This is a genomic window from Roseovarius amoyensis, from assembly GCF_003260265.1.
Classification (GTDB): Bacteria; Pseudomonadota; Alphaproteobacteria; order Rhodobacterales; family Rhodobacteraceae; genus Roseovarius; species Roseovarius amoyensis.
The window spans coordinates 194,044-207,964 of the sequence record NZ_QITQ01000002.1 but is presented as its reverse complement, the minus strand read 5'-3'; the positions used below and the strand labels follow the sequence as shown (position 1 = coordinate 207,964).

The 13,921-nt window shown below is 65.0% G+C and carries 12 protein-coding genes; 6 read left to right on the top strand and 6 right to left on the bottom strand.

Translation table 11 applies throughout. The features are described from left to right. Window positions 1-44: 44 nt before the first annotated feature. On the top strand, window positions 45-647 hold the full coding sequence (locus DL899_RS03010; RefSeq protein ID WP_111732284.1) for a LolA family protein: 603 nt from the start codon (window positions 45-47) through the stop codon (window positions 645-647). A 160-nt stretch (window positions 648-807) separates the two neighbouring features. Here the strand turns inward: DL899_RS03010 and DL899_RS03005 are convergent, their stop codons facing one another. Next, a complete protein-coding gene (locus DL899_RS03005; protein WP_111732283.1) occupies window positions 808-1,392 on the bottom strand; it encodes a transglycosylase SLT domain-containing protein in 585 nt (194 codons plus the stop codon). Window positions 1,393-1,582: 190 nt separating this feature from the next. Between DL899_RS03005 and hspQ the strand changes: the two genes are divergently transcribed. Then, window positions 1,583-1,909 (top strand): heat shock protein HspQ, encoded by a 327-nt coding sequence (gene hspQ / locus DL899_RS03000; RefSeq protein ID WP_111732282.1) that lies wholly within the window; start codon window positions 1,583-1,585, stop codon window positions 1,907-1,909. A gap of 18 nt (window positions 1,910-1,927) precedes the next feature. Here the strand turns inward: hspQ and DL899_RS02995 are convergent, their stop codons facing one another. From DL899_RS02995 to DL899_RS02985, 3 genes are all read right to left on the bottom strand, one after another. Then, the gene (locus DL899_RS02995) at window positions 1,928-3,505 is read right to left on the bottom strand and encodes a gamma-glutamyltransferase family protein (protein WP_111732281.1); all 1,578 of its coding nucleotides are present in this window, start codon (window positions 3,503-3,505) and stop codon (window positions 1,928-1,930) included. 245 nt (window positions 3,506-3,750) lie between these two features. Then, window positions 3,751-4,260 (bottom strand): ATP-binding protein, encoded by a 510-nt coding sequence (locus DL899_RS02990; protein WP_239494577.1) that lies wholly within the window; start codon window positions 4,258-4,260, stop codon window positions 3,751-3,753. Beyond that, on the bottom strand, window positions 4,226-4,564 hold the full coding sequence (locus DL899_RS02985) for an STAS domain-containing protein (protein ID WP_111732280.1): 339 nt from the start codon (window positions 4,562-4,564) through the stop codon (window positions 4,226-4,228). The genes DL899_RS02990 and DL899_RS02985 overlap by 35 nt, the downstream gene beginning before the upstream one ends. A gap of 96 nt (window positions 4,565-4,660) precedes the next feature. Between DL899_RS02985 and DL899_RS02980 the strand changes: the two genes are divergently transcribed. The 3 genes from DL899_RS02980 to DL899_RS19575 all read left to right on the top strand — a co-directional run bounded on the left by DL899_RS02980 (window position 4,661) and on the right by DL899_RS19575 (window position 9,071). Beyond that, window positions 4,661-5,833: a thiolase family protein gene (locus DL899_RS02980; protein ID WP_111732590.1), complete on the top strand. Its 1,173-nt coding sequence runs from the start codon at window positions 4,661-4,663 to the stop codon at window positions 5,831-5,833. A gap of 151 nt (window positions 5,834-5,984) precedes the next feature. Then, on the top strand, window positions 5,985-8,768 hold the full coding sequence (gene fdhF / locus DL899_RS02975) for a formate dehydrogenase subunit alpha (protein ID WP_111732279.1): 2,784 nt from the start codon (window positions 5,985-5,987) through the stop codon (window positions 8,766-8,768). Window positions 8,769-8,912: 144 nt separating this feature from the next. Beyond that, window positions 8,913-9,071: a hypothetical protein gene (locus DL899_RS19575; protein WP_204355235.1), complete on the top strand. Its 159-nt coding sequence runs from the start codon at window positions 8,913-8,915 to the stop codon at window positions 9,069-9,071. 12 nt (window positions 9,072-9,083) lie between these two features. On the opposite strand, the gene DL899_RS02970 is transcribed toward DL899_RS19575, so the two are convergent. Together DL899_RS02970 and DL899_RS02965 are read right to left on the bottom strand one after the other, a co-directional pair. Next, window positions 9,084-9,785, bottom strand: coding sequence for a response regulator transcription factor (locus tag DL899_RS02970; RefSeq protein WP_111732278.1), 702 nt, complete (start codon window positions 9,783-9,785; stop codon window positions 9,084-9,086). After that, the gene (locus DL899_RS02965; RefSeq protein ID WP_239494576.1) at window positions 9,782-11,659 is read right to left on the bottom strand and encodes a hybrid sensor histidine kinase/response regulator; all 1,878 of its coding nucleotides are present in this window, start codon (window positions 11,657-11,659) and stop codon (window positions 9,782-9,784) included. The genes DL899_RS02970 and DL899_RS02965 overlap by 4 nt, the downstream gene beginning before the upstream one ends. A 229-nt stretch (window positions 11,660-11,888) precedes the next feature. Here DL899_RS02965 and DL899_RS02960 point away from each other — a divergent pair, with 229 nt between their 5' ends. Then, window positions 11,889-13,859: an AMP-binding protein gene (locus DL899_RS02960; protein ID WP_111732277.1), complete on the top strand. Its 1,971-nt coding sequence runs from the start codon at window positions 11,889-11,891 to the stop codon at window positions 13,857-13,859. Window positions 13,860-13,921 lie beyond the last annotated feature (62 nt).

The following is a 13,921-nucleotide window of genomic DNA, read 5'->3' as shown; positions in this document are numbered from 1 at the left end:
ATCAGGCTGGTGCAATCGCGCCGGTCCGACATACATAGTAAGCCATGAAAACGTTGCGCATCCTTCTGATTGCGGCCACCACCCTGGCGGCCTTGCCGGCGGCGGCCGAAAAGCTATCGCTGGCCGAGATATCGCAGTATCTCAACAGTTTTCGCACCGCGTCGGGTGAATTCACCCAGATTAACGACGACGGCACCATCAGCACCGGGCAGATATTCATCAAGCGCCCCGGCAAGGTGCGGTTCGAATACAACCCGCCCGAGGATATGCAGGTGATCGCCGACGGCACCCGTGTCGGCATCATCGACGGCAAATCCAACACCAGGCCCGAGGCCTATCCGCTGCACCGCACCCCGCTCAAGATCATCCTGGCGCGCAAGGTCGATTTCAGCCGCGAGCGGATGGTCACCGGCCACGATAGCGACGACAAGACAACGACCGTGCGCGCGCAGGACCCCGACAACCCTGAATACGGCAGTCTGGAGCTGGTATTTACCGCCAACCCGGTCGAGCTGCGGCAATGGGTGGTCGATGACGGCAGCGGCAGCCGCACCACGGTCGTGCTGGGCGATCTGGAAACCGGTGTAAGGCTGGATGACGACGCCTTCGTGATCCCCGGCGTCGGTGCAGACAGGATCGACCGTTAGGTTTTTCGCGCCAGATCAGGTGCGTGGCCGGTACTTCCAATTGCACGCGCCGCGCCCCGAAAAGCACCGAAAAGCCGATGCTGGTCAGGCTGTTGGCCGGGCCGTAGGCCGGGCTTCAGCCCGGCAAACCCGAGGCCCCCGCCTGATTTTCAAAGCGCCTTCAATACCGCCGGCAGCTGCGCAGTTGCGCCTGATACATCTCTGCCCGTGCCGCCGTCTTGTCGGCCACGCGCAGCAGCCACGGCTTGCCCTGGTGGCTGCCCCGGCTGAACCCGCCGCGCCCCTCGTGATAGGCTAGGTACTGGTTGCGGGTGTCGTACTTGGAAATCCCCAGCTTTTGTGACGACTTGTCCATGTACCAGCCCATGAAGTCGGTGGCGTCGCGGATGTCGTTGCGTCTTGCGCCCCGGCTTCCGGTTTCCTCGCGGTATTCGTCCCAGGTGCCATCCAGCGCCTGACTATAGCCATAGGCCGAACTCATCCGGCCCATCGGGATGACCCCCAGCGCCCAGCGAAAGGGCGTGCGCGCCTCTCCGTCAAACTTGCTTTCCTGATAGATGGTCGCCATCTGCACATGCACCGGCACGCCCCAGCGACGCTCGGTCGCGCGGAAGGCGCGCGCGTATTGCGGGCGCTGGTCAAGGATCGTGCAGGCATTGTCCAGCCGATCCGGCGGCGGCCCACCTTGGCCACCACAGGACCCCACCAGCAACACCAGTAGAATCGCGCGTAGCGTTCTGCTCATCTGCCTCTCGCTCGTTGTTCGTTTTTCTTTTCAGTGTAACGGAAAGCTGCGGCTGGGGAAATCCTCAATTCGCCAATCTCGCCGCCACTGTCGAAAGCGTGTTCACACAGTGTTTCTTGATAGATTTCAAACCGGGGTTGGACAAATCGGCCTTGAAAGGCTTAGACTCCATCGGTAGGGGCTGACGAAGATGCAAACGAAACGCGCAAAATATCACCTTGGCCAGATCGTGCGCCATCGCAGGCATCCTTTCCGGGGTGTTGTCTTTGACGTCGATCCGCAATTCTCCAACTCGGATGAATGGTATGAGGCCTTGCCGGAGGACAGCCGCCCGGCCAAGGAACAGCCGTTCTATCACCTGCTGGCGGAAAACGATCAAAGCTATTACGTGGCCTATGTCAGCGAACAGAATCTGATCGCCGACTATTCGGGCGAACCGGTGGAACACCCCGACCTGCCCGAGCTTTTCGGCCCGCTGCAGGACGGCCTTTACCCGCTGCATTTCCAGCTGAACTGACCCGCGGCGCGGGGACGTTCAGTACCCCAGCGCGCAGCCGTCCTTGCGCGAGTCGCTGCCGCCCTCCAGCACACCGCTGTCGTGAATCATGATCGCCTGCGCACCGCCCAGCGGCGCATCGGGCACGGTGATTTCATGTCCCATCGCGGCCAGTTCCCGCCCCACCGCCGGATCATAGCCGCGCTCGAGCTTCAGCACGCCGGCATCGGCAAAGCTGCGCGGCGCGTCAATCGCGGCCTGTGGCGACATCCCGAAATCGCGCAGGTTCGACACGAACCGCGCGTGCCCCTCGGGCTGATAGGCCCCGCCCATCACGCCGAACGGCATGAACACCTTGCCACCCCTGCGCAGCATGGCCGGGATGATGGTGTGCATCGGCCGCTTGCCCCCTTCCATCTCGTTGGGGTGGCCGGGGGTCAGGTTGAAACCCGCGCCACGGTTTTGCAGCAGGATGCCGAAACGTTCCGACGCGATGCCGGAGCCGAAACCGTGATACAGTGAATAGATCAGCGAAACCGCCATCCGGTCGCGGTCGACCACGGTGATATAGACGGTGTCGCGGTGCACCGCCTCGGTCAGCGATGCAGCCGCCGGCATCGCCCGTTTCGGGTCGATCAATGCGGCCAGCCGGGCGGCGGTTTCCGGCGCCAGCATGTGTTCCAGCCGCGCGGTGCGGTCCGGGTCGGCGATGAAGCGGTTGCGCGCGTCATAGGCCAGCTTGGTCGCCTCGGCCTCGATATGGATGCGCTCGGCGCCCAGTGGGTCCATCGCCTTGATGTCGAAGTGGGAAAGGATGTTTAGCAGCAGAATCGCGGTCGCCCCCTGCCCGTTCGGCGGATGCTCGACCAATTCCACCCCGGCATATTCGCCCGCCACCGGATCGGTATAGTCGCAGGCGACGGCGGCAAAATCCTCGGCCGTGTGCACGCCGCCCGCCTGGCGCAGCGCCGCCAGCATGTCGTCAGCCACCTCGCCGGTATAGAACCCGTCGCGCCCCTCGCGCGCTATGCGGCGCAGCACCTCGGCCTGCCCCGGCGCGCAAAAGATGTCGCCGGTTTTCAGCGGCTCGCCCGAACGGGTGAAATGCGTCAGGCCGTGCCCTTGCAACGCCTGGCCCGCGGTGGGCCAGTCAAAGGCCACGCGCGGGGCGACCGGCACACCGGCCTCGGCATAGCGGATCGCGGGGGCAAGAACCGCATCCAGCCCCATCCGCCCGTGATCGGCGCTTAGCCGGCAAAAGGCATCGACCGCGCCGGGCATTGTCACCGCCTCTGCGCCCCGCAGCGGCACCGTTTCGTGCCCCCTGGCACGCAGATCGGCGGCTGATGCCGCCGCCGGCGCCCGGCCCGAGCCGTTCAGCCCGCGCAGATCGCTGCCGCCCGGCCCGGTAAAGAGCACGAAACAGTCACCACCAAGGCCGGTCATGTGAGGTTCGCAAACGTTCAGCACCATCGCGCCGGCGATGGCGGCATCGACCGCGTTGCCGCCGCGTTCCAGCATGTCCACCGCCAACTTGGCCACCAGCGGGTGCGAGGTGGCGCAAAGGCCGTTCTCGGCCAGAACCGGCGAACGCCCCGGCAGGTGAAGATCGCGCATGAAAGCCCCCTGAGTTCCATCCTCGCCCACGAGACTAGTCGCGCCATGGGCGATTGCCAACGCACCGCGCCTGCGGCTGTTTCGGAATGCTTGTTTGGGGGGGGAGAAGACCTCGACGCCGCGTACTGGGTGGGGGCTGTTACACGCGGCGCCGAGGGAAGCTATATGCAGCTACGGGTACAGTTTTGCCCATGCATCCGGGCGGATTTTCGCTCTCATTTGGGCAATAATAAGTTTTCGTGTGCTCACCCGCCCGATCGCGGCCAGAAATACAACTCCAACGTGTTTTTCCGACCCTCGCGGTGGTAAAGCAGGAAATCCGACTGCGCCCGTATCAGAAACCAGCCAAATCCACCCTCTGGCAGGCGGTCGCGGGGAACGTCGCGACTTGGCAGGGCGCCATCGGGCAGCGCGCCGCCGGGCATGGGCCGGCCGCAGTCGCGCACGCACACACACAATTCCTCGCCACACTGTTCCACCGCCAGCCGGACCGGTGCGATAGGCCCGGCGCGATAGGCATGTTCCGCGATATTGTTGAGCACCTCGGCCAGCGCCATTTCGACCCGCGACAACAGCTCTGCCGCCAGGCCCGCCCTCGTCAGCGCGACACACAGGTCACACAGCGCGTGGCGCGTGCCCTCTGCCGTTGCCGGAAAGGTCAGGGTGACCAGCCGCGTTCCCCGCTCCCGTATGGCAATGGCCCGGCACCTGACCGCCAGATCAGCCTGCAGCACGGCGGCAGGCGGCATCGGCATCGCGGAATATGCCGAAAACCGTGTCCATCCGCGTCAGGCGAAAGACCTTGTCGACATCCGGCGTCAACCCGGCAAGATCCAGCCTGCGCCCTGAACCGAGGAATTTCATCACCGCCACGATCGCACCCAGCCCGCTGGAATCGACAAAGGCGACCGTGCTGAGGTCAAGCACCACATGCGCCGGCCCATCGGCGGTTACGGCGCGCATCGCGTCCTTGAACCGGATCGCGGCAGCGGAATCGATTCGCTGCGCGTGAACGGCGACAACCTGGGTGCCGCCAAGGAGATAGCTTTCCAGTTCCATGAGCATTCCGCATCGGCTAGTGATTGGGGCAAGGTTAGGCAGCAATCCTTACCAATCGGTGTTCGGCGGCCGGAAATTCGCAGGAGGAGCATGCAGATGAAAGAGGTTGTCATAGCCGGCGCCGCGCGCACGCCGATGGGTGGGTTTCAGGGCGATTTCGACGGCGTCGAGGCCGCGCATCTGGGCGGCACCGCGATTCGGGCCGCGCTTGCCGATGCGCGCACCGAAACGGTGGACGAGGTGATGATGGGCTGCGTCCTGCCCGCTGGCCAGGGCCAGGCCCCGGCGCGGCAGGCGGCCTTCGACGCCGGACTGGGCGAGGAGGTGCCCGCCACAACGCTGAACAAGATGTGCGGATCCGGCATGAAGGCGGCGATGATCGGGTTCGACCAGATCGCGCTTGGTGCTGCCGAAACCGTGCTGGCAGGCGGCATGGAAAGCATGTCGATGGCGCCCTACCTGCTGCCCAAGATGCGCGGCGGCGCCCGACTGGGCCATGCCGAGGTCAAGGACCACATGTTCCTGGACGGGCTGGAGGACGCCTATGACAAGGGCCGACTGATGGGCACCTTTGCCGAGGATTGCGCTGAGAAATTCCAGTTCACCCGCCAGATGCAGGATGAATATGCGCTCGGCTCGCTCAAGTTCGCGCTGGAGGCGCAGAAATCGGGCGCTTTCGAGGGCGAGATCGCGCCGGTCACCATCGCCACCCGCAACGGCGAGGTGACAGTTTCCCAAGACGAACAGCCCGCCAAGGCGCGGCCCGAAAAGATCCCGCAGCTCAAGCCCGCCTTTCGCAAGGACGGCACCGTGACGCCGGCCAACTCGTCGTCGATCTCGGATGGCGCGGCGGCGCTGGTGCTGGCCTCGGCCGAGGTGGCACGCGAAAGGGGGCTCAACATCCGCGCCCGCATAATGGGGCATGCCAGCCACGCCCAGGCGCCCGGCTGGTTCACCACCGCGCCGGTGCCCGCAGCGCAGAAACTGCTGGCCCGGATCGGCTGGTCCAAGGACGATGTCGACCTGTGGGAGGTGAACGAGGCCTTCGCCGTGGTGCCGATGGCCTTCATGCGCGAGATGAAACTGCCGCGCGACAAGGTCAACGTCAACGGCGGCGCCTGCGCACTGGGCCACCCCATCGGCGCCAGCGGTGCGCGAATCATGGTCACGCTGCTCAACGCGCTGGAAAAACGCGGGTTGAAACGCGGCGTCGCCGCGATCTGCATCGGCGGCGGCGAAGGCACCGCGATCGCCATCGAACGGGTCTGACGCCGGATTATGTGTCAGCCGGGCCTGGCGCGGGTCAGGCCCGAAACTGCCCTGCGCCCGTGGCGCAAATCCGCAGTCAGGTGTCGGGATTGGCAGGCCCGGAATTGGGCCTAAGTGGTGTATCATGGGCCCCTGAAAGGGAGATGCGCCGATGTCTGGGACGATCCGATTCACGCTCGATAGCCACGAGGTCGAGGCCGAACCAGGCCAGACCATCTGGGAAGTGGCAAACGGCCGTGGGCTGGTGATTCCGCATCTGTGCCACAAGCCCGCGACGGGTTATCGCCCGGATGGCAACTGCCGCGCCTGCATGGTCGAGATCGAGGGCGAGCGCACGCTGGCGGCGTCCTGCATCCGCGAACCCCGCGACGGCATGGTGGTGACCACCAACTCGGCCCGCGCCGAGAAGGCGCGCAAGATGGTGGTCGAGCTGCTGCTGGCCGACCAGCCAGAGCACGAGGCCGCGCATGACCGATCCAGCCACCTGTGGGCCATGGCAGAGCTGAACGGCGTCAGCGAAAGCCGCTTTCCCCGGCTTGAACCCGAGCGCGTGCCGCTGCTGGATGACAGCCATGTCGCGATGCGCGTCAATCTTGATGCCTGCATCCAGTGCGGGCTGTGCGTGCGCGCCTGCCGCGAGGTGCAGGTCAACGACGTGATCGGCATGGCCGGGCGCGGGCACGACGCATTTCCCACCTTTGATTTCGCCGACCCGATGGGGCAGAGCACCTGCGTGGCCTGCGGCGAATGCGTGCAGGCCTGCCCGACCGGCGCCCTGATGGAGGCCACGGTGCTGGACGATGCCCAGCAAGGCGACAGCGCAGACTATGACAGCGAGGTCGCCAGCGTCTGCCCCTTCTGCGGGGTCGGCTGCCAGGTCAGCCTCAAGGTCAAGGATGGCCGTATAAAGTATGTCGATGGCCTCAACGGCCCCGCCAATGAGGGGCGGCTTTGCGTCAAGGGGCGGTTCGGCTTTGACTATATCCACCACCCGCACCGCCTGACAAAGCCGCTGATCCGGCGAGAGGACGCGCCGGCAAAGGGCCTGAACGTCGATCCCGGCAACTGGCGCGAATTCTTCCGCGAGGCAGAGTGGGACGAGGCGCTCGATTTTGCCGCCGGCGGGCTGAAACGGCTGGGTGATGCGCATGGCGGCAAGGCGGTGGCGGGTTTCGGCAGCGCCAAGTGCACCAACGAAGAGGCGTATCTGTTTCAGAAACTGATCCGCCAGGGATTCGGGCACAACAACGTCGATCACTGCACCCGGCTGTGCCATGCCTCGTCTGTCGTCGCGCTGATAGAAAACGTCGGCTCGGGCGCGGTGACGGCGACCTTCAACCAGATCGAAAACGCCGATGTGGCGATCATGATCGGCTGCAACCCGATTGAAAACCACCCCGTCGCGGCGACCTATTTCAAGCAGTTCACCAAGCGTGGCGGCAAGCTGATCGTGATGGACCCGCGCGGCGTCGGGTTGCGCCGCTTTGCCACCCACATGCTGCAATTCCGTCCCGGCGCGGACGTGGCGATGCTGAACGCGATCATGAACGTGATCGTCGAGGAAAAGCTGTACGATCAGCAATACATCGAGGCCTTCACCGAGAATTGGGAGGCCGAAAAGGCCCACCTGGCCCAGTTCCCGCCCGAGAAGATGGAGCCGATCTGCGGCATCCCGGCCGAGACACTGCGCGCCGTCGCCCGCGATTTCGCCACCGCCAAGGCGGGGATGATATTCTGGGGCATGGGCGTCAGCCAGCACATCCACGGCACCGACAATTCGCGCTGCCTGATCAGCCTCGCACTGATGTGCGGGCATGTCGGGCGCCCGGGCACCGGGCTGCACCCGCTGAGGGGCCAGAACAACGTGCAGGGCGCATCCGACGCCGGGCTGATCCCCATGTTCCTGCCCGATTATCAAAGCGTGACCGACGATGGCGTGCGCTCGGCCTTTACCGAGGTCTGGCAATCGGGCGATTTCAGCGCCGAAAAGGGCCTGACCGTGACCGAGATCATGGATGCGGTCCATGACGGCCAGATCCGCGGCATGTATGTGTTGGGGGAAAACCCGGCCATGTCCGACCCCGACGTGGAACACGCCCGCGACGCGCTGGCCAAGCTGGATCACCTGGTGGTGCAGGACATCTTTCTGACTGAAACGGCGAACTATGCCGACGTGATTTTGCCGGCCTCGGCGTTCTATGAAAAGTCAGGCACCGTGACCAACACCAACCGGCAGGTCCAGATCGGCCGCCCCGCCGTGCCCCCGCCCGGCGAGGCGCGCGAGGACTGGAAGATCACCGTCGATCTGGCGCGGCGGCTGGGGCTGGACTGGCGCTACGACAGCCCGGCGGATATCTTTGCCGAGATGAAGATCAACATGCGCTCGCTCGACAACATCACCTGGGAACGTCTGGAACGCGAAGGCGCGGTGACCTACCCCTGCAAGACCCCCGACAGCCCCGGCGAGGCGGTGGTGTTCGGTGACGGCTTTCCCCGCCCCGAGGGGCGCGCGCGGTTCACACCGGCGGCCATCATCCCGCCCGACGACGTGCCCGACGCCGAATTCCCGATGATCCTGACCACGGGCCGGCAGCTGGAACACTGGCACACCGGGTCGATGACGCGGCGGTCAAAGGTGCTGGACGCGGTGGAGCCCGAGGCCAACTGCTCGATCCACCCGGCGACGCTGCGCAAACTGGGGGCAGAGCCGGGCGGCATGGTCCGCCTGACCACCAAACGCGGCTCGGTCGAGGTGATGGCGCGCGCCGACCGCGCGGTCGCCCCCGACATGGTGTTCCTGCCCTTCGCCTTTGTCGAGGCGGCAGCGAATATCCTGACCAATCCGGCGCTGGACCCCTACGGCAAGATCCCCGAGTTCAAGTATTCCGCCGTGCGGGTCGAGGTGGTCGAGCCGGGCGCTGTGGCGGCGGAATAGCGGACCTCCAGCCGCCAAACAATACGCAGTCGTATGGTCGGTGACTCCTGCATTTTCGTCAGCGCGCAAAAGGGGCGCGGATGTGCTATGCTCCGCGCATCCGGCCAGTGACAAGGCGCCCGTCAGCGGGCGCGGGGAGGTAAGATGGACATCGCAACCCTGGCGTTCTACGCCGTGATCTGCGCGGCGCTGAGTTGGGCCGCGCCGCGCCTTGGGGCGCCGGTTCTGCGGCTGGCGATCGGTGCTGCGGTGGGCATGGCCGCCGCCTCGGTGCTGCCGTTCCTGCGACCGCTGCTAAGCTGACCCGTCCCCGGTTCAGCCCCAGTCGACATCTCCCAGAAATATATAACCCGCGCCATAGATGGTCTTGATCAGGCGCGGGTTCTTGGGGTCTTCGCGCAGCTTGGTGCGCAGGCGCGAGATGCGCACATCCATCGCCCGGTCGAAACTGTCGCTGGCGCCGCCGCGCAGTGCCTCTTGCATCGCCTGGCGGGAAATCAGCCGCTTCGGGCGTTCCAGGAACAGGCGCAGCACCTCGCCCTCTGCATGGGAAAACGGGGTTTCCTCGCCGCTTTCATCCTCCAGCACATAGCGGTCGAAATGCGCCGTCCAGCCGTTGAAGCGGGCGGTTTCACTGGTCTGCCGGGTGGACGCGTCGCGCCGCAGGCGGGCGCGGATGCGGGCCACTACCTCGGCCGGGTCGAAGGGCTTGATGATATAGTCGTCGGCGCCCAGTTCCAGCCCGGTCACGCGGTCCTGCACCTGCGAGCGCCCCGAGATGATGATCACCGTCGCGCCCTGTTCCAGCGCCAGCCGGTGCACCAGCGTCAGCCCGTCACGGTCGGGCAGCGACAGGTCGACCAGGCAGACATCTGGCCGGGTCTTGCGCAGCGCCGCCTCGAATTCCGTGGCACGGGCAAAGGTGAGGGTGCAAAACCCCGCCTCTTCCAGTGCTTCCGACAGCATCGCCCGGATTTCCGGCTCGTCGTCCAGGATGGTGACCAGCGGCGCGCTCATGGTGCCGCCCCGGCGCCCAGAAGCGCGGTCAGTTCTGCCGCCGAAAAGGGTTTGCGCAGCACCGGCGCGCGGGCGGCCGCCGCGCGGTAGAGAGGATCGTCAGGCGGCAGCGACGTCATCAGGCTGGCCGGGCAATGCCCCGGCGGCAACGCGTCCAGCAGATCCAGCCCGGTCTCCCCCCCGCCCAGCGAGATATCCGACAGGATCGCCGAGATTTCGGGCAGTTCACGGACCAGCGCCAGCGCCTCGGTCGCGCTGGCGGCCTCGACCACCGAATGACCGTCAGCACGCAGCATGTCGCGGATCGTTCCGCGCAGGTCGGGGCTGTCCTCGACCAGCAGCACCATCCCCGGCGCCGCGTCCGCCTCGGCCCGGCGCAGTGGCAGGCGGATGGTCACGCGCCCGCCGGTGTCGGTGTTCGACAACTGCACCTGCCCGCCAGCCAGCTTGGTCATGTCATAAACCATCGCCAGCCCCAACCCGGACCCTTCGCCGCCCTTGGTGGTAAAGAACGGCTCCAGCGCGTGTTCGAGCGCCTGCTCGGAAAAGCCAGGGCCGGTATCGGTGACGGTGAATTCCAGCCAGGTGTCGCGCAGGCAACGGGCGCTCAGCGTGATTCGCCCGGTCTCGCCGCAGGCGTCGCGTGCGTTCAGCACCAGGTTCAGCAGCGAACCCTGCAACATCCCCGCATCCAGCCGATAGGCCGTCGTGTCGCAAAGGTTGTTGATCGCGAACTGCACCCCGTCGGGCAAGGTCGAAAGCGCCAGCGTTTCGAGGTCGCGCAGGAACGCCGGCAGGCTGATGGGGCGCGGTTCGTGTTCGCGCTCGCCGGTCATGTCGCCGATGCGGTTCAACAGCCGCCCCCCGCGCCGCGCGGCCGAGATGGTAGCCGAGATCAGCGCGGCAGCCTCGTCGGGCAGGTCCATCCGCCGCAGCTTGGCCTGCAGGCCCAGGATGATCGTCAGCAGGTTCGAAAAATCATGCGCCATGCCGCTGGTCAGCTGTGCGGCGATCTCGCGCCGGCGGGTCTGTTGCAGGGCCGCGCGTGTCTGGGCCTCTTCGGTGACGTCCGTCGACATGACATAGACACCGCCCTGCCCGCCGTCGGGGGTAAAGGCCGCGCGGATGCGCCGCGAGCTGGGTTCATGCGTGAACTCGAACACCGATTCGGTGCCGGCAAAGGCATCCTCCAGCCGGTCGTGGATGGGGGCAAAGCCCTCGTGGCCCATCACCTCTTTCATCGTCAGCCCGACAATGACCGACGGCAGGCCCGGTATGACCTCGCCCAGCCGCCTGTTGGAATAGGTATAGCGGCGGTCCGGGCCGATATGGGCAATATGCGCCGGCATCATCTCGGTCGTCAGGCGCATCCGCGCCTCCGACGCGGTCAGCTGGCGCTGGGCCTCTTCCAGCGCGGTAATAGTGGCCTGCAGCTGGCGGTTGGCGGCTGATAGTTCCTCGGAATAGGTCAGCAACTGGTCCGACAGTTCCTCGGAGCGCGCGCGCAGCAGCGCCTCTTGCTGCTTGGTGCGGGTGATGTCGGTATAGACGGTGACCCACCCGCCCTCCGGCAGCGGCGACCCCTCGACCGAGATCGTCTGCCCGTTCGAGCGCGTCCTTTCCATATAATGCGGGCGAAAGGCGCGGGCGACATCGACCCGGGCGCGGATCGCCTCTTCGACATCGTCCACCGGTCCGTATTCGCCGCGCGTGACCTGAAAACGAATCGTATCTTCGAAACTGACGCCGGGGGTGACCAGCCACTCGGGAAGGTCGAACACTTCCTGAAAACGGCGGTTGCACACCGCAAGCCGCAGATCGCTGTCATAGATCGACAGCGCCTGCTGGATCAGGTTGAGACCCGCCATCGTCATGACGGAGGTATCGCTTGGCGAAGGGTGCATGATGTTCATTCCCACGACATGGCTAGCACCCACAGGCCGGCGCGAAAAGGGCCTGCGACACTGTTACAATTGGCAAGATTTGAGAAATCTTCACGAAAAAGTTGACCGCGACGGTTCTGCCTGCACTCTATTGGCAGGGAGAGCCAACAATAAGCGTGCACCGTTCGCTATGCGGACAAAGGGAGGAAAGAATTTGGCCATGTCGTCACAGGCGGCGGAGGGGCTAGGCTCCATTCCGGCGCTATTGCAACGCAACGCACACCGTTTTGCCGACCGCCCCGCCTATCGGGAAAAGGAATTCGGCATCTGGCAATGCTGGACGTGGGCAGACACCGAGCGTGAAATCGAGACACTGGCGCTTGGGTTGCTCAACCTCGGTGTGAACCGTGGCGATTTCGTATCCGTCATCGGACGCAACCGGCCTCATTTCTATTGGGCGATGGTCGCGGCACAGTCCGTCGGCGCAATCCCGGTGCCGCTCTACCAGGATGCGGCCGCCGAAGAGATGGCCTTTGTGATGGATCACTGCGGCGCCCGCTTTGCCGTGGTCGAAGACCAGGAACAGGTCGACAAGCTGATCGATATCCAGGACCAGCTGCACCAGTTCGAACACATGATCTATATCGACCCCCGGGGCCTGCGCAAATACGACCACCGCAGGCTGCACCAGTTTTCCCATGTCCAGGAACAGGGCCGCGCCGCGCGCGAGGAATTCCTCGCCGAGCTGAAATCGCGCCGCGAGGCGCTGGATTACGACAGCACCTGCGTGATGCTTTACACCTCGGGCACCACCGGCAAGCCCAAAGGCGTGGTGCTGAGTAACCGCAACATCATCGAGGCGTCGAAATCATCGTCGGAATTCGACAACCTGACCGAGGCCGAAGAGGTGCTGGCCTATCTGCCGATGGCCTGGGTGGGGGATTTCATCTTTTCCATCGGGCAGGCGTACTGGTGCGGGTTTTGCGTCAACTGCCCCGAAAGCGCCGACACCATGCAGACCGACCTGCGCGAGATCGGCCCGACCTATTACTTCGCCCCGCCGCGCGTGTTCGAGGGCCAGTTGACCAACGTCATGATCCGAATGGAAGATGCCGGGCGGCTGAAAAAGTGGCTCTTTGACACCTTCATGGCCCATGCCCGCAAGGTTGGCCCGGCGATTCTGGACGGCCGTCCAGTTGGCGCGTGGGACCGGCTGAAATACGCGCTGGGAAATATCCTGATCTACGGCCCGCTCAAGGATACGCTGGGTTTTGGCCGGGTGCGCGTCGGCTATACCGCGGGCGAGGCGATCGGGCCGGAAATCTTTGACTTCTACCGCTCGCTCGGGATCAACCTCAAACAGCTTTACGGCCAGACCGAGGCCAGCGTTTTCATCACGCTGCACCCCGATGGCGAAGTGCGTTCCGACACCGTCGGGGTGGCCGCACCGGGGGTGGAAATCCGCATCGCCGAGAACGGAGAGGTCTATTATCGCGGCCCCGGCGTGTTCGAGGAGTATTACAAGAACCCTGAAAGCACCGCCTCGACCAAGGATGCCGAGGGTTGGGTCGCCACCGGCGACGCAGGTTTCTTCGACAAGGAAAACGGGCACCTGCGCATCATCGACCGCGCCAAGGATGTGGGCAAGATGGCCGATGGCCGGCTGTTCGCGCCCAAATACGTGGAAAACAAGCTCAAGTTCTTCCCCAACATCCTAGAGGCCGTCGTGTTCGGCAACGACCGCGACAAATGCACCGCCTTCGTCAACATCGACCTCAACGCCGTGGGCAACTGGGCCGAGCGTAACAACATCGGTTATGCCTCGTACCAGGAACTGGCCGGCCACCCCAAGGTGCTGGAAATCATGCGCGGCCATGTCGAAGAGGTGAACCGCAGCCTCGCCAGCGACCCGATGCTGGCGCATTGCCAGGTGCATCGCTTTATCGTGCTGCACAAGGAACTGGACCCCGACGATGGCGAGATCACCCGCACCCGCAAGGTCCGCCGCGGCGTGATCTCGGAGAAATACGCCGACCTGCTGAACGCGCTCTATGACGGCTCGGACGAGATCAGCACCCGCACCGAGGTGACCTACGAGGACGGGCGCAAGGGCTATATCAACGCCACGCTGAAAGTCTGCGAGGCCGAGGTGGTGCCGGTGGAGGCACCAGAACAGGTGGCAGCGGAATGACCGTCACGGCGCATCATTCCCGCATGCCGTCCCGGGACGCTTGCGGCCCGGGCACGCACCCG